The sequence below is a fragment of the Bacteroides galacturonicus genome (assembly GCF_003096855.1).
In the GTDB taxonomy this organism is placed as follows: domain Bacteria; phylum Bacillota; class Clostridia; order Lachnospirales; family Lachnospiraceae; genus Lachnospira; species Lachnospira rogosae.
In genome coordinates this window covers 17096-40463 of the sequence record NZ_QEOA01000007.1, presented here as the reverse complement: position 1 = coordinate 40463, position 23368 = coordinate 17096, and the positions used below count along the sequence as shown (strand labels likewise).

Here is a 23368-nt window from a genome sequence, read left to right as displayed (position 1 = left end):
ACCTTTCAAAGCCTATATATTACTATGAATATTGACAGTATTCCAACAATATTGTATACTTAACAAGTTGATGAAATATTACTGGGAATGAGGTTCTCCCAGGAACGAGATAGAAATAGCTAAATCTTTCGTTCATAACCGCTTGATTATAAAGCTGATGACTTCTGCAAAGTGCAGGAGCTATCAGCTCTTTTTGCGCTAATATTTATTTAGAAAAGAGGATTGTTATGTTAAAAAGTATAGCGCTGATAATGTTAATTGGAATGTCTACAGGCTGGGTATGCCGCAAGGTAAAGCTGCCGGGACTGCTTGGAATGTTATTTACAGGTATTATATTAGGAGCGTTAATTTTCAGAATGGCAGGAGTCGCTTTGTGTATGGCAGGAACTAAGCTGAAGCTGAAAGAAAGGGTATTCTGTATGCTTGCATACACACCTAAGGCAACCGTTCAGGCGGCGATAGGCGGAGTTCCATTATCAATGGGACTTGCGTGTGGCAATACAGTGCTTACAGTAGCAGTATTAGCAATAATAATAACAGCACCGCTTGGGGCATTTGCCATTGATATGACCTATAGAAAGCTGCTTAAGAAAAGCTAGATAGAATTAAGATGAATTAGATAGCTTACTAGAAATAAGAAAGACTCATAGCAGCTAATAGTGGTTAAAAGAAGTTTAATAGAAAATAGAATGGAGAAAATATGGATACTAAAGCAAAATCACAATTCAGATTATTATTTCCGTGCTACTTCTCATTTTTTGTAAATGGAGCAATGGTATTGTTAGTTGGAGCAATACTTCCATATATTATAGAAGAAGCAGGAATTAATTACAGCGTAGCAGGAGGTTTTTTATCGGCATTTGCAATAGGCAATCTTCTTGCGAGCTTTGTCAATCCGCCGATGGCTTCACGGATAGGAAGAAAAGCAACAATTGTTGTATTTTCAGCATTTATACCAGTAATGCTGCTTGTTATAACATTTCTTCCACCAGTGCCGGTTATATATGCAGCATTTATACTTATTGGAATAGGCAGAGGCTCAGTAAGCATAATCAATAATGCAGTTGTTAATGATAATTCTAACGGCAGACCAGCCGCACTTAACCTTTTACATATGACATTTGCGGCAGGTGCATTTATTGCTCCATTCATTACTTCGCTTTACACAAGCTTTGGTCTGGGCTGGAGAGCAGCTGCATATACAATAATTATAGGCTCAACATTATCAGTTATATTATATGTGTGGATGAGAATAGACTATAACTGGCCTCTGGAGTCTAAGAAGGCTAAGGAAAATGCTTCTGACAGCAATGCAAAGCCATTTTATAAAAATAGTATTTTTTATATAATGGGCTTTTTATTATTCTTATATCTTGGACTTGAGAATTGCGTAAATGGATGGTTTGTAACATATTTTAAGAGTATGGATATAATGAGCAGTACATATGCAACCAACCTTGTATCGGTTACCTGGATAATGGTTATGCTTGGAAGACTTCTCACAGCTAAGATATCATCAAAGGTTGATAAGAATAAGCTTATATCTGGATACTGCGTTGCTACAACAGTATTCTTTATATTACTTACAGCAACCCATAATCTTGCAGTTATTACTGTAGCTATTGCAGGACTTGGCTTCTTCTTTGCGGGAATATATCCAACAACAGTATCAAGTGTTGGCAATATAATTAAAGGTTCAACAACAGGAATGTCATTATTTCTGGCCATTGCCGCATTAGGCGGAATTGTTACACCACAGATAGTAGGTTTCCTTGCTGACAGAATAGGAATGACAGCGGCAATACTTGTATTAGCGTTCAACGCTGCAGGTATGCTTATAATGTCAGGAACTAATGTGTTGATGAGAAGAAAAGAAACACATATATAAATGACTATATGAAATATAATTTTATGTGATTTTATATTTACAAATTAAAGCATATAAATGTATAATAATGGTAGTGAAGAGGTATATTTATACTGACGGTGAGGAAGTGCAGATTACAGATGAGAATAATGTATGGATTGTTAATTGCTATTGAGATTATTCTTATGGGAATATGTTCATATAAAGCAATGAATAAGAAAGGCAGACTGGCAAAGATAGTATTTATATATGAAGCTGTTGCAGCATTTTGTGGCATAGTATTTCTTGTGTATATATATGTTCCAGGAATAACTATCACAACGCTTTGCAAGAGCCTTACATTGATATGCTTTGACTGGATTCTTATTCTTCTAATGTACTACACGCAATATTATACAGGATTGTTTCATGGAGTTAAGATTATTAAAGAGGCAATGATTGCCTTTTCAGCAATAGACAGCGTTATGCTTATTGCCAATGTATGGAATCATCAGATATTTACTATAACAGAGATTAATGATTATGAGATTGTAACAGAATTTGTGAAGACCAATTTCTTTTATAAGGCACATTTTATATATAATTATCTTGTTATCTTATTATTGCTTTTATCCTTTATGTTTATGATAGCGAACTCGTCTAAGTTCTACAGTTTCAGATACGAGATAATATTTATAGCACTTCTGATTGGATTTATTCTTGACATTGTGACAATAAGGTCACAGTCAATATATGATGTGTCTATGCCGGCATACGGAATTATGTGTATGCTTATATACTATTTCACGTTAAGATATATACCTAATGAGCTTATAGAGAATACGCTGTCCCTTATTATTAAAGATATGAATAGTGGAATTGTGTGCTTTGATAACAGAGGAAGATGTATATACTGTAATGACATATTAAAGAATATTTATAATATTGGAACAGAATATATTGATGTTGAGAGAAAATATTCAGAATGGCTTAATGAGCGTGGAAGTGACAGAAAAGATACGATGAAGACTGAAACAACAGTATCTTTTCACGATATTAAGAAATATTATGAGGTTGTATATAAGAGAATATTTGATGATAAGAATAATTTTGTATGCGATTATTTTATATTTAATGATAAGACAGAAGACATACAGTCACTTGAGAAAGAAAAGTATAAAGCAACCCACGACAGGCTTACGGGACTTTATAACAAGGATCAGTTCTATGTAGAAACATACAAGATCCTTCATAGAAATGCAGATGTGCCATATTGTATGTTATGCAGTAATATAAGGGACTTTAAGTTCGTTAATGAATTATTTGGAATAGAAAAAGGTAACGAAGTTCTTGTAAAGCAGGCAGAGATAATGAAAGAATATGCCAGTGATGATATCATAGCAGCAAGAATTAACAGTGACCGTTTTGCTATGCTTATTCCTAAGAAGAGTTTCAGTGTAGATATGATATTATCCATAATTCACAGAATGCAGGATTATTTTAAAGATAGTTCATTCCATCTGCACATTTTTACAGGTGTGTATGATATAAGTGATTTGGAAGAGCCTGTAAGTATTATGTGTGATAAGGCTAATCTTGCAAGTGAAACTATTAAGAATGAATATAAGAGCAATATAGCTTATTATACAGAAAGACTTTTTGAAAGCTCTATTGAAGAAAGAAGAATTATAGGAGAATTCGAGAGGGCAATAAGTAATAATGAGTTTGAAATGTACTTACAGCCACAGGTAGACTCTAGCGGTAACTTATACGGAGCAGAAGCACTTGTGCGTTGGCAGCACCCTGAAAGAGGACTGTTATCTCCGGCAATATTTATTGATGTTCTTGAAAAGACAGGCTTTATATATAAGCTTGACAGATATATGTGGGATAAAGCAGCTAAGAAGCTTGGAGAATGGAAGAAAGAGGGAAAAGACCAGTATCACATATCGGTTAATATATCGACTAAGGATTTCTATCTTGTGGATGTATACGAAACATTTGTCGGGCTTGTTGATAAATATGACATTGACCCTGTTAATCTTAATATAGAGATTACAGAAACAACATTAATGTCCGATTTTGACAAGAATATGGGTATAATCAGGCTTTTGCAGAACTACGGATTTAATATAGAGATTGATGATTTTGGAAGTGGATACTCATCACTTAATATGTTAAAGGACATAAGTGCAGATGTATTAAAGATTGATATGGGCTTCTTAAGAGCCTCAGAAAATGAGGCGAAAGGGCTTGATATTCTTGAAAGTATAATAACACTTGCTGGAAAGCTTGGAATGAAAGTTATAACAGAAGGTGTTGAAACAAAAAAACAGCTCTATATGTTAGTAGAGATGGGTTGTGATATGTATCAGGGATATTATTTCTCTAAACCAATACCGGTTGATGAGTTTGAGAAGAAGTATAACATTAAGTAATAAGTAAATTGTATTCTGGGCTGCTGCATTTTGTGGCAGCCTAATATAATGATAGGCGTAAGTGTCACAGCGCACTTGATACAAGCGTTATATAAGCCAAAATGTGCGTAGAAATGAGGATATATATGATAACAGGCACAATAAAGAAGAATTGGAAAATGTTAATTACAGTTCTTGCAGCAGTAATAGGCGTACTGGCAGTATATCAGCCAGAAAATGCTGTGTGTTACGCAGCAGATAATGACACATCGGCTATAGAGATAAGAACCTCAAAGGATTTGTTGGAAGCCTCTAAGAATAGTGATGGCAGTTATGTCCTTATGGCTGATATTGATATGTCAGTATTTGGGGTGGACGGCTGGAAGCCTTGGAATTTTAATGGAACATTTGATGGCAATGGACATACACTTTACAATATGGACATTAATACTGTTACAGATGTTACAGAAAAGGCTTATGATGGCAACCTTAAAGAATATGATACTTATTATGCCGGACTTTTTGGGATAACGAAGAATGCGGTTATTAAGGATCTTAATATAAAAGGTGCATATGTAAATATAAGCGAGAATGAGGATGGTAATCGTAATAAGAGCATATTAGCTGCTATATTGGCAGGTTATATGGATAATACGACAATCACAGGCTGTAAAGTGGAAGGTTATGTATCCCTCAAATCAACAGCAGCTATGTGGGGAACTGCGGGTATTGCAGGCTTTGGTAACGGAAATATAAGTGGTTGTGAGGCAGATGTTACACTTGTATGTACAGATGCAGATAAGAATTCTGCTGACAGAGATGAGCAGTTTATGGGTGGTATATATGCCGATGGCTATATCAATGTAAGTGACTGCGTAGTTAATATTGACGGCTATATATCAGAACATGGATATGTTCATTCAGGCGGAATCACAGGACTTTATATATTATATCCAGTTACGGGAAGTTATGTTGCTGATATTGCAGGCAATACAATCAATGGAAAGATAACATTTTTTGAGGATAATACAGACAGACGTGCATATTGCAAGGCTGTTGCCGGTGAAAGAATGAATCTTTATTCAACTTCTGCTGCTAATACAGATAATTTTGTAAGAAATGAGGTGTATGATTATACAGTAGATTTAAAGCCTGACAATTATGTAAGAAAGACATATTCTGTAGATAATCCATATGAGAATGAGCAGAAGCTTGTCAGTTCAGAGGATAACAGTACAGAGAGCAGTGATAATGGACTTATTAAGACAGGAAGCACTAATAATGCTTCGCATAGCAATGTATTAAATATGAGCATGCCAGTAAGGGTTATTGTTATTGTAGTAATGATAGCAGCAGCGGTTGGTATCTATTATTATATAGCAGGAAAGATAAGGAAAAGCAGAAAGAAATAAAAATATCATTAAAGAAGTAAAAAAATAGCAGAAAGAAACAGTACAGGGAAATTCAGAAGAAATAAATAAAAAAACAGGCACTGAATAAAAATGTATAGTTGGAATGGAGATGTAAAAAATGCAGTTTACAGATGAACAGTTTAAGAAAGACTCTGAACAGTTGATAGACTTTATATATAAAAGTCCAAGTCCATACCACGTTGTTAATAATATAGCGGCAGTTCTTAATGAAAACGGATTTATACGCTTAAGTGAGGGTAAAGCCTGGAAGATTAATCCGTCAGGACGTTATTATGTAATAAGAGGTGGTTCTTCAATTATAGCTTTTAATATGCCAAAGGCAGAAAGCTATAAGGGTTATAATATAGCAGCCAGCCACAGTGATTCTCCCTCTTTTAAGATAAAAGAAAATCCAGAGATAACAACAGATAAACATTACATAAGCCTTAATGTAGAGAAATACGGCGGAATGATAATGTCAACGTGGCTTGACAGACCATTGTCAGTTGCAGGATATGCAGTAGCAATTGGCAGGTCAGGCATTAAAGAATATCTTGTAAATGCAGATAAGGACCTGCTTGTAATACCTAACCTTGCAATACATATGAATCGTAGTGTCAATGATAACACAAGTCTTAACCCACAGAAGGATATGCTTCCTTTATTTGGTGATATTAATGCCAAGGATAACTTTGATGAGTATATAAAGTCTTGTATACAATCTGAAGACAAGGATAAAGAAAGCGTTGCAGATGAAAGCCTTACAACAGAACTTTTCTTATATAACAGGGAAAAAGGCAGAATATGGGGCTGCAACGATGAATATATATCAGCACCAAGATTAGATGACATACAATGTGCGTATTCATCTTTAATGGCTTATATTAAGGCATTGGGTGAGATTTCAGATGATTATGATAAAGTAAATGTATGCTGTGTATTTAATAATGAAGAAGTCGGAAGCACAACTATGCAGGGAGCAGACTCTACATTTTTATCAGATGTGTTAGAACGAATAAGCATAGCTTATGGTCTGGACAGGGAAAAGTATATGATGGCAATAGCTTCATCATATATGGTATCTGCTGATAATGCACACGCTGTACACCCTAACCACACAGATAAGGCAGACCTGACAAACAGACCATATATGAATGAAGGAATTGTTATTAAATTTAATGGCAATCAGAAATATACGACTGACAGTGTATCTTATGCCATATTCAAGGACATATGTGACAAAAGAAATGTCCCATACCAGACATATGCTAACAGGTCGGATATAGCCGGCGGCTCAACACTTGGCAATATATCTAATTCACACGTATCAGTTAATACTGTCGATATAGGGCTTGCACAGCTTGCAATGCACTCAGCATATGAAACAGCAGGTGTGAAAGATACAACTTATATGATAGAGGCACTGACAGGCGTATTCTTAAGATAGTAATTTAATAGTTTAATAACTGATATATGTAAATATATATTAATCATACAGAATATAATATATATTTTAATGTTAGAATTTTTTGGAAAATAGAATATGTGCAGGCTCAGATAAATGGCAGTTAGTAAAGAATACATTTACAGCATCTTTATAATCGCTCATTTTCTGAGCCTTTTTAATAGCCTTGGCTTCTTTTTTGCAGTCACCAAATGCGTATTCCATATAGCACCACATTTCTTTCATACGGTGGATAGCGTGCTTATCACCTGACATTATCTTAAGGCGTTCTTCATACACATAGTTATGGAGCTTTCGCATATTATCTTTATCCTCTTTAAGGTTTCTTGCATATTCATAAGGATTATCACTTATAAGTACATTGATAAGTCCTGGGTCAGCGACAAGTCCGCGACCAAGCATTATGCAGTGTGGCAGTGGTGATTTGCTATTTTCATCTGTATAAGCATAATCTTTAAGAAATGCAATATAATCATTTCGAGTAAATATGTCACCATTGTAACATACAGGGTTGCGGCTTTCTTTAATTGCCAGCCTGAAAGCTTCCTTATTAACATCACCACGGTAATAATCAGTTCTTACTCTTGGGTGGATAATTAATTCCTCAAGGCTGAACTTATTATATACTTCAAGGATATTGTACCATTCATCAGGTGATTCAATTCCGATACGTGTCTTTACAGATACTTTTATATTGTTGTCCTGAATGTAATTATCGGACATTATTTCATAAAGTATGCGTTCAAGCCTGTCAGTATCTGCAAGCATTCCTGAGCCTTTGGATTTGGAAACGACTGTTCCAGAGGGACAGCCTGCATTAAGGTTAATTTCATTATATCCGAAGTTATCAAAAAGCATATGGGCTGTCCATATGAAATCCTCTGAATTATTAGTCATTATCTGTGGTATTGAATTGATTAAATTATTATTTCTGTCAATATCACGCATTTCCTTTGCTAGAAATTTCTCTGTCTGGTTAGGTGATATAAATGGCATAAAATATTTGTCAATTTTGCCGTGTCCGAAGAATTCATCGAAGGCATTACGGAACATATAATCCGTAAGTCCCTCCATAGGGGCAAGATATACTTTGGTGTTAGACATATTTCCTCATTTCCTGTACATTACATAATTTTCTTTTTCTGCTGTCTTGCAGTTATGGCAGTAACCATTTGTCTAGGTACACATTTTGCCACAGTTGTGCCAAGCTTCATCATTAGAGTAGGAACAATTGTGACTTTGCCCCGAAACATCTGTCTTAATGCATAAGAAGCACAGTAAGTGGCTGATATTCCCGGAAGTGCAAAGGTTACATTAGCTACATTATTAAAGTTGGTGTTAACAGGACCGGGACATAACATACATATGTGAACCCTGCTCTTAGCCTCTCGTAGTTCTTCATTAATGGCACTGGTAAGACTTGTCACATAACTTTTAGTAGCATAATAAGTAGACATATATGGACCGCCAGGAAGAAGTCCTGCACTAGAAGCCACATTCATAATGTAACCACGGTTTCTTTTCTTGAAAGCTTTAACCATATATTTGGTAAGAATATGGGTTGCCTTGATATTTACATTAATCATAGATAATTCTTTATTAAGGCTTGTTTTATCAAAGCTTCCAAGGTCGCCAAATCCGGCATTATTAATGAAGATATATATATTCTTCTTTGCCAATGTCCTGCCAAGCTTAATGCAGGCATTTTCATCAGATAAATCACAGGTTATTATTTCACATCTTGTAGATAACTGCTGTGAGAGAAGAAGCATTTCTTTAGTATTTCTAGATACAAGGATAAGGTCATAGCCTTTCTTGCTTAAAAGCTTTGCCATTTCACGGCCGATACCAGAGCTTGCACCGGTTATGCAGGCAACGGCACGGCTGGATTTATTGGAATTATTAATATTATTCATATTAAACCTCATTTCTGCGCACAGATTAAAGCATAACAGTTTAGTGTCAGGTGCGCACAGACACGATTACTCCACTTGTAAAATTAAATGGACTGCATTACAATAGAAACATTATAACATAAAACAATAGGAGAGAAGTATGAAAAATCGAACCTTATTTAAACAAGAGTACATTGATGCGGCAATGAGAGCCAGCAATTTTGATAATAATAAGTACAAAATATTTAAAATGATATACAACATCTTCGGACTTTTATTTGGAATGGGTTGTATAAGATATCTTATATTCCAGATTATGGGGAGCGAGGAAGCCGACTGGTTTATGGTAATATTTTATGCGTGTGCTGCGGCTGTATTCCTTTATATAGGAATGATTGGAATGGACAGAAGCAGTAAAAGAAAGTACCATAATATATATTCAAGAATGGTTGGAATTACATTTACATATGATATCGACTCAGAATATATTGTTGTAACCGATGAGGAAGACGACAAGGACACATTCAGCTGGGACGATATAATTAAATGGAATCAGGATACGGAAAATATATATCTTTTTGTGTCTGCTGATGACTGCCTTGTAATTAATAAGGAAGGCTTTGTTGAAGGGACATATAAAGATTTAATCGAACTTGCAACAGCAGTTATGGGACTTAGGGATGATGAGGAGAATATTAATGAATAATATAAGCGTTAGAATTAATAACACAGATACACAGGATAATGCAAATGGTCTTTACATAAGAATATTAGAGGCTGACGAGATTACAGACATATATAATGAACATATAGTAACAGACTTTCCGGCATCAGAGGTTAAGCCTCTTAGTCAGATGTTAAGAAAGAGAGAGCAAGGACAGTATTTTGTATATGGAATGTTTGAGGATAATGGAGAGCTTGCAGGATATGCGTATTTTATAAAATGCAGTAATAAAGATGTATATCTTCTTGATTATCTTGCGATAGTTAAGAATAAGCGTTCAAAGCATTTAGGTTCAACATTTTTACAGGAGTTAAAGAATATTGCAGTAAATGATGACAGGCTCTTAATGTTAGAGGTTGAAAATCCTGACTATGCAGATGAGGGTGCAGCTAAGGATTATATGATTAAGAGAATAGGCTTTTATAAGAAGAATGGAATGAAATTAAGCAATACAAGCTGTTATTTCCTTGGTAATGAATATAGAATATTGTATGCAGGCGATGAAGTAGAAGATGACTATATGGATGAGATAACAGATACTGTATACAGGGATTTCTTCGGAGATCAATTCGTGGATATGAATGTAAGATTTCATTAATAATAATAAGTAAAAGCTTTGATTGAGTTAATAATCTTTTGAAAATGTAATAACACCTTAAAAATAATAAGTGTACTAATTGACAAAATATGATTAGTTATCGCATAATATGACGTATGAATATGTATAATTATTCATATTCTGGCAGGTATATGTCTAGCGCATCAGGCATTTATCAGGCAGGTACTAAAGATTGCGCAGAAAAGAGGATTACAATGAACAATCAGGAAATGATGGAACTAACAACGGTTGATAAAAGTGAATTTGAAGAACTCGTTAAAGAGTGTACAAGATCAGGCTCCATTGACCAGAATTTATATATCGAATATGATGTTAAGAGGGGTCTTCGTGATAGTAATGGTAATGGTGTTCTTACAGGACTTACAGAAATATCTGATGTATGTGGTAATGAGAATGTTCATGGTAGAAAGATACCTGTCGATGGACAGTTATATTTTCAGGGATATAATGTCCAGGATATTATTAAAGGCTCTACAAGAGATAGATTCCGTTTTGAAGAAGCAACTTACCTTCTTTTATTTGGTAATCTTCCTACAGAGAAACAGCTTGACAGTTTCCTTAGAATACTTGCTGATTTACAGGAACTTTCAGGTGCATTTATCAGAGATGTAATTATGAAGGCAACAAGTACTAATCTTATGAATTCACTTATGAAAAGTATCTTAAGCCTTTATTCATATGATGAAAATCCGGATGACATATCAATTCCTAATGTATTAAGGCAGTCGTTACAGCTTATAGCTAAGATGCCTTTGCTTACAGTATATGCGTATCAGTCATACAGACATTTTAAATTAGACGGAACGCTTATGATTAAGAATCCTAGGAAGGGATATTCAACGGCAGAGAATATTCTTTATATGTTAAGAGATGATGGACAGTTCACAGAGCTTGAAGCTAAGGTTCTTGATATCTGTCTTGTACTCCACGCAGAGCATGGTGGTGGTAATAACTCAACATTTACTAACCACGTTGTAACATCATCAGGAACTGATACATATTCAGCTATGGCAGCTTCAATCGCTTCCCTTAAAGGTCCTAAGCATGGTGGTGCTAACCTTAAGGTTCAGGAAATGTTCGCTGATATAAAAGCTAACTGCAAGGATTGGGATAATAAAGAAGAAATCTGTGCATATCTTAATAAAATTCTTGATAAACAAGCATTTGATGGTGCAGGTCTTATATATGGTATGGGTCATGCTGTATACACTAATTCTGACCCAAGAGAAGTTATACTTAAGAGCTTTGCGAAAAATCTTTCTGTTGAAAAGGGAATGGAGAAGGAGTATGCTCTTTATGAGACAGTAGAAAAAGAAGCAGGACAGCTTATTATGAACAAAAGAAAAATGTTCAAGCCGGTATGTGCCAATGTCGATTTCTACAGTGGATTTGTATATTCAATGCTTGGTATTCCAGAAGAAATGTTTACTCCTATGTTCGCAACAGCTCGTATTTCAGGCTGGTGTGCTCATCGTCTTGAAGAGCTTGTCAATGCAGGAAAGATTATTCGTCCTGCTTATAAGTATGTAGGCTGGCATAGGGATTATCCTAAGATGGAAGAACGCAAATAATAATTAGCAATTAAAGAGGTATTAATCAAAATGTCACAATATAAGGTAAGAAAGTTAAATAAGCCAATTAACTGTGTTGTTGAAGTGCCGGGTTCTAAGAGTATTACGAACAGAGCACTTCTTATGGCAGCGTTATCAGATGGAGAGTGCAGACTTAATGGAGTGTTATTCAGCGATGATTCAAGACATTTTCTTTCAAGTCTTATAGCATTAGGTTATGTTATACAGGTAAATGAAGTTGACAAATATGCAATCATAGAAGGACATGGTGGCAATATTCCTAAGAAAGAGGGCGTTATCAATGTAGGCAGTGCAGGAACAGCAGCAAGATTTCTTACGGCAATGTTAGCTTTTTCTGATGGACAGTATACAATAGAAAGTTCTGAGCAGATGAAGAAAAGACCAATGCTTCCTTTATTTAATGCACTTGAAGATATGGGAGCACATTTTGAGTTCCTTGAAAAAAACGGACATCTTCCAGTAAAGGTAACAGGTGCAGCTTTTGGCGGTAATAAGCCTAAGGCAGAGGTATCAATTGACATAAGTGAGAGTACACAGTTCTTAAGTGCACTTATGATGACAGCACCAATGCTTGACAGTGGTCTTAAGATTAATATTACAAGCAAGAAGACAGATGGCTCATATATAAGAATAACATCTAATATGATGAAGCAGTTCGGCTGTGAGGTTGTACACGAAGGGGCTGTATATCAGATACCTGCTGATGACAATTATGTTGCAGGTACATATCAGATTGAACCTGATGTGTCAGCAGCCTGCTATTTCTATGCGGCAGCAGCACTTACAGGTGGTTATGCCCTTGTTAAGAATGTAAGATATACTTCAATGCAGGGAGATATGAAGTTCCTTGAGGTATTAAAGCAGTTAGGCTGTAAAGTTGAGGAAGAGCATGAAGGAATAAGTGTTACAGGTCCTGCTAATGGTGAATACAATGGCGTAGACGTAGATATGAATGACTTCTCAGACCAGACAATGACACTTGCGGCAATTGCTCCATTTGCAAAGACACCAACAATTATAAGAAATATTGAACATATAAGACTTCAGGAGTCAGATAGAATAGAGGCTATTGCTAATGAACTTAACAGCCTCTGCATAGATATTAAGAAGGGAAGAGACAGAATAGAAATTCTTCCAGGACATATTAAACCAGGCGTTGTAAAGACATACTCCGATCATAGAATGGCTATGGCATTTGCACTTATCGGGCTCAGAGTGGATGGCATTATAATTGATGATTATGAGTGTTGTGCGAAGACCTTTGAGGATTATTTTCAGGTGCTTGACAGGGCTACACGAGAGTAATGCGAGAGGGGGCAGCTTTTGGTTAGTCGGATTTCGGACGATATAAGGCACGATATTAAGGTGTTAAGCTGGAGGTTATGGATTAGCCGGACTATATAAGGCTCGAAAAAAGGGAGGGCTGCTGGGATAAGGTGATGGTCAGGTAAACAGATTGGATATTTCTAAGATTTTCTGTGAAGGTTGTTGATAGGGACACAGCCGTTCAGACGAAACATCCGTGTTTCGTATTCGCTCACTCGTACATCCTTGTACGAGTGCTGTTGGACGTAGAGTGAAAGCCTAAGAAATATCACAATATGTTTAAAGGACCACCTCCTCACCCCAGTCACCCTCCCTTGATTTTTTTCGAGCCGTATATCTGTGTACTGCTTAATTCACACACGTTAACAAGTCCTACTTAGCCGAGAGAACAACAGCCCCACTCCACGAAATAAATTACGGCAAGCACTTACAAAACTTCCGGCTGGCAATCGCAGTTGTGTGGCATTAATATATTGCAAGCTGGGTACTGTTGAAGCCGCCGGCACTTAGCGGCTGTCCTTTAGCCGCTTAGTGTCCGCTGCGGCTTCAAGTAGCGGGAGCGTGCCCAGCGGTAATATATTAATGCCGCACAACGTCCGTCCACCACCGCCACCACAAAAGTTTTGTAAAGTACTCCCACAAATTAAAAGAAAAGCAGGTGACCCCCAATTTGAAAATCCTAATGTACAAATGGAAAGTATACAATCAAAGCGATGTAGCCGAAGCGTTTGAATATTTCGGACATACCGTTGATATGTATGAAGAAAAGCCTGTCAACAGTAACAGTATCACAGGCTATAAAGAACACGATATGAAAGAGATATCAGATGTGATTTCAGAATATGATATAGTATTTTCTCTTAACTACTTTCCGCATATATCAGATGTATGTGAAAAGCTTGGAAAGAAGTATATTGCATGGACAGTAGACAGTCCACTTATATCTCTTTATCACCAGTCTGTATTTAATTCGTGTAATTATATATTTATATTTGATAAGTTCTTTTATTATGAATTAAAGCAGATGGGTGTCCGAAATGTATACTATCTTCCGCTTGCTGTTAATACAGAAAGGCTTGATAAGCTGATTGGTCGGCAGAGCAAAGAAGATCGGCAGAGGTTTGCGGCTGATGTTTCATTCGTTGGAAGTATGTATCATAAGAATTCCTATGATGATATTAAAGATAAACTGCCGCCATATATGAAGGGGTATTTTGATGCGGCAATGCTTGCACAGCTTAATATATTTGGGGATAACATAATAGACGATTTGCTGACAGTAGATATATTAAAGGAATTGTCGGAGATAATAGATTTCAGGCAGGGGGACAGGGCATTTTCTGATATACGGCTTGTGTTTGAGTCTACATTTCTGGGCTTTAAGCTTGCTAATATAGAACGTGTAAGTACGCTTAACAGGTTGTCAAAGACGTTAAGGGGTCATAATACTGCCTTGTATACAGACACGATTGACAGTAAGCTGGAAGGCGTTGACTATAGGGGTGCAGTAGCTTATATGACACATATGCCTCTCGTATTTAATAATTCGAGAATTAATCTTAATATGACAATAAGAAATATAAGGACGGGCATACCATTAAGAGTGTGGGACATATTAGGAGCAGGAGGCTTCCTGCTTACGAATTTTCAGGTTGAGCTTCCAGATTATTTTGAAAATGGAAAAGATATCGTGTACTATGAGGACATTAATGACTGCTGCCGCAAAGCCGAATATTATCTGGCACACGAAGATGAGCGCAGACAGATTGCATTTAATGGTTATAACATAGTTAAACAAAATCACAGCTATACACAGAGAATTGCCACAATTCTTGATATAGTAAATTATTAATAAAATGTGATTATCACGATAGCGGTAAGGCGTTAGTATTATCATTATAATACGATGTGAGAGTTAAAAAGAAATACCGCCACTGGCATTGTAATAATTAAAGATTGATATAAAAATGGCATAGAAGCAGTGAACTAATAAATCACTGCCGCTATGTCATTTTATTATATGATTCGTTAGTTATGTTATTGTAATAATATTCAATCAGTTTGCTGTAAGCTGCTAATTGCACCAAACACACCATTGAATTCATTGAAAAATGTTTCTTCATATTTTTTTAAGAATACAGAAGCATAATTATCCTTATAAGATAAAGATATATAGAGGTTGCCAATTGCAGAGTCTATAATCTGTATTTTAATAAGAAGGTTATTGTCACATTTCCAAACAGCAGAAGCAGCACATCTGAAATTGTATATAGGAAATTCAGATACGATGTTATAACCAAATCCAAAGTCAATGCTATGTGTGCCTGTTTCGTTAGTATAGGTTATTGTTCCCCATTTTCTGGTAGTGTTATTAGTGTCCGTGCAGGCATTGTCTGCATTATGAATTGTAACTTTTACAGCGGTCATTTTACATACATTTTCATCACATACATATGTAACATTATTGATTAAATTCTCATATGAGGAAGCAGTGCTGTCCTTAAGGCAGAACAATTCACGGTTGTTAATAAAGGTATTGTATTCTGCAAGCTGTGCATCAGTTTCGTTATTAACAGATGTTTCGTCATCGATTTTATTATAGATTTCTTCCCAGAAGGCATCATATATGCACTGTACGCCGCCCTGACGTCCAAGGGTATCAGCGGTTGTTACCATATAGATATCCTTATCAGGAACATAAAGTGCAAGCTGTCCCGCCATACCATAGAGGGCATATCCGCCGTTGCGAGTGATCCATATCTGATAACCATAACCCTGCATTTCTTCCAATGTACCGCTCTTTCCATAAGGGTCGCTCTGCTTCATTCGTGCGGCTTTGATGTAATCTGCTGGAATAAGCTGCTTGTCGTTGTATACACCATCTTTAGATATAAGATAGATTATTTTAAGCATATCAACAGGTCTTGCACATATTCCAGAACCGCCCATAGGAATTCCACAAGGGTCAGGAAGAATAAATGTATCTTCAGAAAATCCCAGTTCATTAAGGAACTTTTCTTTAAGATAGTCAATAAGTCTCATTCCAGATAATCTTTCAATAAGAGCACCAAGAACGTGAGTTGATGAAGTGTCATAAGAGAATTGTGTGCCAGGTGCGTGAACAGGCTTGACTGTAAAGAATGAGCCCACCCAGTCGGTTGTGCCAGCAGTTTTATAAGTGGTGCTGTCGTGACACGTTCTCATAGTAAGCATATCCTTTATAGTAAGCATTTTCATATAATCATAAGCTCCATTTTGGGGAAGTTTATCATTAAAATAATCAACAATATGGTCATCTAATGATAACTTGTGTTCGCCATACAGACAGCCAATGCCCAAAGATACTAAAGACTTTGTCATAGAGAACATACGGTGAAGTGAATTGTTGTCGTAAGGCTTGTAATAGCTTTCCATACATATATTGTTTCCACGCATAATTATAAGGCTGTGCATAGGGATATCCTGATTTTCAAGACGTTTTGCATAATTAATAAGATTGTGGTAGTCGATATTACATTCGCTTGGTTTAACATAATTAAATTTAGTCTGCATAATTAAATCCTCCGTTGTTGAATTCTTTTACAAGTGTTAGTTTTTTAATAAGCTTAATATAATATATATTAAAATACAAATATGAGAGTGTCAAAATGTATCAGCTGTCTATATGATAATATAATTTTTTAAAATTAAACTTCAAAAATGTATTCAAATCATATATAATGTAAGGAATTATTGAGGTATAGAATATAGTATAAATTCACAGGAAGGATAGTAATATTAAGAAAATGTAATAGTATGCGGATTGTTATTGTTTAAATTGTTATTTAAGTTATTATGTGGATTTATAAAAAAGGGGGAACAGAGTTGATTAACGTATTATGCAGAATATTTGTTAAGAATTATAAAGATACGAAAAATCCCAAAGTAAGGCTGGAGTATGGAATATTTGCAGGAATTGTTGGAATTATATGTAATATTGTACTATTTCTTACAAAGCTTACGGCTGGATTTCTTACATCATCATTGTCAATTATGGCAGATGCAATTAATAACTTATCAGATGCAGGTTCATCAATAGTAACACTTGCGGGCTTTAAGCTTGCATCCAAGCCGGCGGACTCGGAACATCCATATGGGCACGGAAGAATAGAGTATATATCAGGCTTTATTGTATCAATGCTCATTATTGTAATGGGTGTTGAGCTGTTAAGAAGCTCAGTTGAGAAAATATTCAATCCACAGCCTCTGGAATTCAGCTTTATTTCAATTATAATACTGATTTTTTCTATTCTTTTAAAAATGTGGATGGCTAAATTTAACAAACGGCTTGGAGATAAAGTAGATTCTGCGGCAATGAAAGCCACAGCAACAGACAGCTTATCAGATTGCATAAGCACTACCGTTGTATTGTTCGGCGTGCTTATTACACAGTTTTCCAATGTAGATATCGATGGCTATGCAGGAGCGTTTGTCGCATTATTTGTAATAATAGCAGGATTTAAAGCAGCTAAAGAAACGCTTTCGCCACTTCTTGGCCAGCCGCCATCAAAGGAATTTGTAAAGGAGCTGGAAAGATTAATATTAGAGGATGAACATATCATAGGTGTCCACGATTTAATCGTTCATAATTATGGACCGGGAAGAGTATTCGTATCAGTACACGCAGAAGTTCCGGCAGATATGGATATTCTTGTGGCACACGACTGTGTGGATATGGCAGAACGCCGCATAGAAAAACGAATGGGTTGTTTTATAAGCATACATATGGATCCTGTAATAACAGATGATGAGGTTATTAATGAACAGAAAGCGGTTGTTCAGGAGATAATTGATGCTATATCACCGGATATAAGCATGCATGATTTCAGAACAATAAAAGGACCACATATAACTAATCTTATATTTGATGTGTTAGTTCCATTTGGATTTAATATGAAAGATGATGAGATAGTTGGCAGGATAAAAGATGCACTCCGCAATAAGCACGAGAACTGGAGAGCAGTAATACAGGTTGACAAGAAAATGTTCTGAAATTAGTGATGGAGACTGGGGTTATATCCAGCCTCCATCATATTGTATTATCTGTCCGGTAAGGTAGTTGTCGGAGTTTAATATAAGCTTTACAAGATTGGCAACTCCATAAGGTGAGCCAAGTGTTCCACAAGGAATTTCTTCTGCTAATTCTTGAAGCTCTTCAGGGCTTAAATGTCCATTCATCTCAGTGTCTATAGCTCCACAGGCTATTGCATTAACCTGTATGTTACTTGGCGCAAGTTCTTTAGCTAAAGCTTTGGTAAAAGAATTGATTGCCCCCTTGGTAGCAGAGTAGGCGACTTCACAGCTTGCACCATACAAGCCCCACACTGATGATATGTTGATGATTTTTCCACAATGACGTCTTAACATATCCTGCACTGCAAAATGGCAGCAGTTGTATACAGAATTGAGATTGACAGACATTATATTATTCCACATATCAGGTGTCATATCCTGAAATAGTCCTATAGATGCAATTCCTGCATTATTAATAAGAACATTTACTTTTCCATAAATGCTTATGGCAAGGTCAAACATTTCATTAACTGTTGAATAATTGCTGACGTCCCCGACAAAGGTTTCACATAATGCTCCCTTTTTAATAATTTCTTCTTTGACAAGTTCAAGCCTGCCAGCACTTTTGGAACAATTGATAATAAGTGCTGTATCAGGTGCTGCTAGGCTTAAAGCAATAGCTTTGCCAATTCCGCGTGAAGCACCGGTTACCACTATGACAGTGGATACATTAGTTTCCATAATAAATCCTCATTTCTATGAATGATTTTTGCACACATCAGCACTTATTGTGTCAGAATAATCTGATATTTAAACATAATAATGCAAATGTGAGCATATACTATATTTATCATTCTATATCAAAAAAATACATTGGGCAAGCTTGACATTTAATGATTTGTGCATACTTACTAAATTTGTAAATGCTTACAAAAAACTCAGAAAGTTATTCGACACAAATTGACAGATAATCAAGAAGTTATCCACAGATAAAAAGTGTGGAATTGCTTAGAAAAATAGTTATACACCGAGTTATCCACATTATCCACAATTTGATATGGGGATAAACACTGTGGATTATATCGTGGATAATAGAATAAATGTTTTGTTCAATTATACAAAATTTAAAATTGTTAAAAAAATACCAGTATTAGTGCTTGACATTTGAAATGCCAGTATTACAGGGGGTTCACGGCTCTTTGACTACTAAATTAATAAAATATCTGTAAATTGTGTGAACTTACTTGTCTAAATGTGAAATTGTGTTATAATAACATTATCAAAAGTCGTGAAGCACAATGAAGCACAATTGAATTGGCAACATTCCTTGATCAGGCAACACGATAATAAAGTGATAGAAGGAGTTGGACATCATGCGTTTTATTATTACAGGAAGAAATATTGATGTAACAGATGGTTTAAGATCAGCAGTGGAGGAAAAGTTAGGTAAGCTGGATAGATTTTTTGCACCAGAGACAGAAGTCAATGTAACATTAAGTGTTGAGAAAGAAAGGCAGAAGATAGAAGTTACAATACCTGTTAAAGGTAACATTATAAGAAGTGAACAGGTAAGCAGTGATATGTATGTGTCTATAGATCTTGTTGAGGAAGTAATTGAGAGACAGTTAAAGAAGTATAAGAACAAGATTGTAGATAAGCATCATAATGAAGCCGCATTTGCTAAGGAATATGTAGAGAATGAATATGAGCCAACAGATGAGGTTAAGATTATAAGAACTAAGAGATTTGGTATCAAACCAATGGATCCTGAAGAGGCATGTGTCCAGATGGAATTATTAGGTCATAATTTCTATGTATTCTTCAACTCAGAGACAGAAGAAGTTAATGTTGTATACAAGAGAAAAGGCAATACATATGGTCTTATAGAGCCAGAACTTGACTAATTATAATGCAGCTGATTATGAATTATAGTTGATTTATATAATTATATTCAAGTCTTTATGGTGTGATTAATGAATTATATGTAATGTATTATATTAGATATAGTTGATGAATTTACATTAATTATAAGGTATAAGTTTATAGTAATTTAATTAATTAAAGATTATCTAAAAGAAGTGCAGTATCTTAGTATATCTGCACTTCTTTCTTGTTATGGGTGATGCTTGCCTAATTATATAAATGGTGATACAATTACAATAATTTCAGCTTTTCGTAGTGTGGAAAAGGTAAAGTAAGGAGAGTATGTAATGGGTTTAGTTCAGAAAATATTCGGAACACATAGTCAACATGAGTTAAAGAGAATTTATCCTATTGCTGATAAAGTAGAAAGCTATAGGGAAGAATATGGTAAGTTAAGCGATGAACAGCTTAAAGGAAAGACTAAAGAATTCAAGGAAAGATTATCTAAAGGCGAGACTTTGAATGATTTGCTTCCGGAAGCATATGCAACTGTAAGAGAAGCTGCCAAGAGAGTTCTTGGGATGGAACATTACAGAGTACAGATTATCGGTGGTATTATTCTTCATCAGGGACGTATTGCAGAGATGCGTACAGGTGAAGGTAAGACACTTGTATGTACACTTCCGGCATATCTTAATGCACTTGAAGAAAAGGGAGTATTAGTAGTTACAGTTAATGATTATCTTGCTAAGCGTGATGCTGAATGGATGGGACAGGTACACAATTTCCTTGGACTTTCAGTAGGTATAGTTCTTCACGATATGAAAGATGATGAAAGAAGAGCGGCATATGCAAGTGATATTACATATGTTACTAATAATGAACTTGGATTTGATTATCTTAGGGATAATATGGCTATATATAAGGAGCAGCTTGTACTCCGTGACCTTCATTACTGTATTATCGATGAGGTCGATTCAGTACTTATTGATGAGGCACGTACACCTCTTATTATTTCAGGACAGAGCGGCAAGTCAACTAAGTTATATGAACTTTGTGATGTACTTGCAAGACAGCTTGTAAAGGGTACTTACCATGGTGAACGTACTAAGATGCAGGTTATGATGCAGGAAGAGATAGAGGAAGATGGTGACTTTATCGTTAATGAGAAGGATAAGGTTGTTAATCTTACAGAACAGGGTGTCCATAAGGTTGAACAGTTCTTCCATATTGATAACTATGCTGATATTGAGAACCTTGAAATACAGCACAATGTAACACTTGCATTAAGAGCACATTATCTTATGTTCAGGGATAAGGATTATGTTGTCAAAGATGATGAAGTTCTTATTGTAGATGAATTTACAGGACGTATTATGCCAGGACGTCGTTATTCAGATGGTCTTCATCAGGCTATTGAAGCTAAGGAACACGTTAAGGTTAAGAGAGAGAGTAAGACACTTGCAACTATTACATTCCAGAATTTCTTTAATAAGTTTGATAAGAAAGCTGGTATGACAGGTACTGCTCTTACAGAAGAGAAGGAATTCAGGGGAATATACAATATGGACGTTGTAGAAGTCCCTACTAATAAGCCAATAGCAAGAATTGACCATAATGATGCTGTATTTAAGACTATGAAGGGCAAGTTCAATGCTGTTGTAGAAGAAGTTGTTGCGGCACACGAAAAAGGACAGCCTGTACTTGTTGGTACAATAACAATTGATACATCAGAACTTTTAAGTGAAATGCTTAGAAAAAGAGGAATACCTCATAATGTACTTAATGCCAAGTATCACGAGCTTGAGGCTCAGATTGTAGCCGATGCAGGTAAGCACGGAGCTGTAACAATAGCTACTAATATGGCAGGACGTGGTACTGATATTAAGCTTGATGAGGAAGCAAGAGCGGCAGGAGGACTTAAGATTATTGGTACAGAAAGACACGAGTCAAGACGAATTGATAATCAGTTAAGAGGTCGTGCAGGTCGTCAGGGTGACCCAGGTGAATCAAGATTTTATATATCTCTTGAAGATAATCTTATGAGATTATTCGCTCAGGAGACTCTTATGAATACATTTAACAGATTAGGTGTTGGTGAGAATGACCAGATTGAGCATAAGTTGTTAAGTAATGCTATTGAGACAGCACAGAAGAAGATTGAGACTAACAACTACGGAATAAGATTACATTTGCTTGAATATGATCAGGTAATGAATGAACAGAGAGAGATTATGTACGCCGAGAGAAAGAGAGTTCTTAATGGCGAGAGTATGCGTAACTCAATTATGAAGATGATAACTGATTTCGTTGAGGGCGTTGTTAATAGAAGTGTCAGCGAAGATAAGAGTGCTGATGAGTGGAATTATGATGAGATTAACGAGCTTTTACTTCCAACTATACCTATAGCACCAGTTGCGTATGATGAGAATATAAAGAACAAGAATGAACTTATTCATGCATTGAAAGAGAAAGCTGTTAAATTCTATGAAGATAAGGAAGCTTTATTCCCAGAACCAGAGACAATAAGAGAGATTGAACGAGTTGTTCTTCTTAAGGTTATTGATAGAAAATGGATGGATCATATTGATGATATGGATCAGCTTAAGCAGGGAATTGGACTTCAGGCATATGGACAGAAAGATCCTGTTGTACAGTATAAGATGATGGGATATGATATGTTTGATGAGATGACAAGAGCTATTACAGAAGATACAGTAAGACTTCTTATGCACATTCAGGTAGAAGAAAAGGTTGAAAGAGAGCAGGTAGCTAAAGTTACAGGCACTAACAAAGACGAAGGACCTTCTGTAAAAGGACCTGTAAGACGTACAGATAAGAAGATTTATCCTAATGACCTCTGCCCTTGTGGAAGTGGGAAGAAGTATAAGAATTGTTGTGGACGTCAGGCATAATGTCCGGGAAGTGATATAGTAATTTATAGATTATAATATTTGACGGATTGGGGCTGTCACACTATGCGAATATGACATTTTGTGGTATTATAATATGATGTAAGTGTTAATATATTATGTTAATATATTAAAAGAGTTAAGGCTTTGACACTTAATCATAATACTTGGAATGTTTAACATAGTGTGCAGCTCCTTTTTTAATATAGGACCTTAATATAGAATGGTGATTTGTAATTATATAC

17 protein-coding genes and 1 riboswitch are annotated in these 23368 nt (G+C 35.7%); of the genes, 13 read left to right on the top strand and 4 right to left on the bottom strand.

The window, feature by feature from the left end:
• Nucleotides 1-74 precede the first annotated feature (74 nt).
• Nucleotides 75-174, top strand: a riboswitch (Fluoride riboswitch).
• Between the two features lie 53 nt (nt 175-227).
• From C7390_RS10610 to C7390_RS10590, 5 genes are all read left to right on the top strand, one after another.
• Entirely contained in the window at nt 228-599 is a 372-nt protein-coding gene (locus C7390_RS10610; RefSeq protein WP_318295674.1) for a hypothetical protein, read from the top strand.
• 101 nt (nt 600-700) lie between these two features.
• Entirely contained in the window at nt 701-1888 is a 1188-nt protein-coding gene (locus C7390_RS10605; protein WP_090140447.1) for an MFS transporter, read from the top strand.
• 119 nt (nt 1889-2007) lie between these two features.
• On the top strand, nt 2008-4284 hold the full coding sequence (locus C7390_RS10600) for a GGDEF domain-containing protein (RefSeq protein WP_116444185.1): 2277 nt from the start codon (nt 2008-2010) through the stop codon (nt 4282-4284).
• A gap of 125 nt (nt 4285-4409) precedes the next feature.
• Nucleotides 4410-5675: a M26 family metallopeptidase gene (locus C7390_RS10595; protein WP_022503062.1), complete on the top strand. Its 1266-nt coding sequence runs from the start codon at nt 4410-4412 to the stop codon at nt 5673-5675.
• A 118-nt stretch (nt 5676-5793) separates the two neighbouring features.
• Nucleotides 5794-7122, top strand: a complete 1329-nt coding sequence (locus C7390_RS10590; RefSeq protein ID WP_116444184.1) for a M18 family aminopeptidase — start codon at nt 5794-5796, stop codon at nt 7120-7122.
• A gap of 72 nt (nt 7123-7194) precedes the next feature.
• On the opposite strand, the gene C7390_RS10585 is transcribed toward C7390_RS10590, so the two are convergent.
• Nucleotides 7195-8244 (bottom strand): tRNA-dihydrouridine synthase family protein, encoded by a 1050-nt coding sequence (locus tag C7390_RS10585; protein WP_022503060.1) that lies wholly within the window; start codon nt 8242-8244, stop codon nt 7195-7197.
• A 20-nt stretch (nt 8245-8264) separates the two neighbouring features.
• Nucleotides 8265-9056 (bottom strand): SDR family NAD(P)-dependent oxidoreductase, encoded by a 792-nt coding sequence (locus tag C7390_RS10580; RefSeq protein ID WP_116444183.1) that lies wholly within the window; start codon nt 9054-9056, stop codon nt 8265-8267.
• A gap of 139 nt (nt 9057-9195) precedes the next feature.
• Between C7390_RS10580 and C7390_RS10575 the strand changes: the two genes are divergently transcribed.
• The 5 genes from C7390_RS10575 to C7390_RS10555 all read left to right on the top strand — a co-directional run bounded on the left by C7390_RS10575 (nt 9196) and on the right by C7390_RS10555 (nt 15148).
• Entirely contained in the window at nt 9196-9741 is a 546-nt protein-coding gene (locus C7390_RS10575; RefSeq protein WP_090140454.1) for a YcxB family protein, read from the top strand.
• Entirely contained in the window at nt 9734-10357 is a 624-nt protein-coding gene (locus C7390_RS10570; protein WP_318255850.1) for a GNAT family N-acetyltransferase, read from the top strand. Before C7390_RS10575 ends, C7390_RS10570 begins: the two co-directional genes overlap by 8 nt.
• A 215-nt stretch (nt 10358-10572) precedes the next feature.
• Nucleotides 10573-11949 (top strand): citrate/2-methylcitrate synthase, encoded by a 1377-nt coding sequence (locus C7390_RS10565; RefSeq protein ID WP_022503056.1) that lies wholly within the window; start codon nt 10573-10575, stop codon nt 11947-11949.
• A gap of 30 nt (nt 11950-11979) precedes the next feature.
• A complete protein-coding gene (gene aroA, locus C7390_RS10560; RefSeq protein WP_055306824.1) occupies nt 11980-13275 on the top strand; it encodes a 3-phosphoshikimate 1-carboxyvinyltransferase in 1296 nt (431 codons plus the stop codon).
• Nucleotides 13276-13978: 703 nt separating this feature from the next.
• Nucleotides 13979-15148, top strand: a complete 1170-nt coding sequence (locus C7390_RS10555) for a DUF3880 domain-containing protein (RefSeq protein WP_116444182.1) — start codon at nt 13979-13981, stop codon at nt 15146-15148.
• A gap of 200 nt (nt 15149-15348) precedes the next feature.
• On the opposite strand, the gene C7390_RS10550 is transcribed toward C7390_RS10555, so the two are convergent.
• The gene (locus C7390_RS10550; protein ID WP_116444181.1) at nt 15349-16848 is read right to left on the bottom strand and encodes a serine hydrolase domain-containing protein; all 1500 of its coding nucleotides are present in this window, start codon (nt 16846-16848) and stop codon (nt 15349-15351) included.
• 312 nt (nt 16849-17160) lie between these two features.
• Between C7390_RS10550 and C7390_RS10545 the strand changes: the two genes are divergently transcribed.
• Nucleotides 17161-18327 carry a cation diffusion facilitator family transporter gene (locus C7390_RS10545; RefSeq protein ID WP_318295673.1) on the top strand — a complete coding sequence of 389 codons (1167 nt, stop codon included), beginning with the start codon at nt 17161-17163 and terminating at the stop codon, nt 18325-18327.
• Nucleotides 18328-18348: 21 nt separating this feature from the next.
• Here C7390_RS10545 and ymfI read toward each other — a convergent pair whose 3' ends face one another.
• A complete protein-coding gene (gene ymfI, locus C7390_RS10540) occupies nt 18349-19089 on the bottom strand; it encodes an elongation factor P 5-aminopentanone reductase (RefSeq protein WP_116444179.1) in 741 nt (246 codons plus the stop codon).
• 632 nt (nt 19090-19721) lie between these two features.
• Between ymfI and hpf the strand changes: the two genes are divergently transcribed.
• Both hpf and secA read left to right on the top strand, forming a co-directional pair.
• Nucleotides 19722-20252 carry a ribosome hibernation-promoting factor, HPF/YfiA family gene (gene hpf / locus C7390_RS10535; RefSeq protein WP_022503050.1) on the top strand — a complete coding sequence of 177 codons (531 nt, stop codon included), beginning with the start codon at nt 19722-19724 and terminating at the stop codon, nt 20250-20252.
• 306 nt (nt 20253-20558) lie between these two features.
• Nucleotides 20559-23126 (top strand): preprotein translocase subunit SecA, encoded by a 2568-nt coding sequence (gene secA / locus C7390_RS10530; RefSeq protein ID WP_055177274.1) that lies wholly within the window; start codon nt 20559-20561, stop codon nt 23124-23126.
• The last annotated feature ends 242 nt before the right edge of the window (nt 23127-23368 follow it).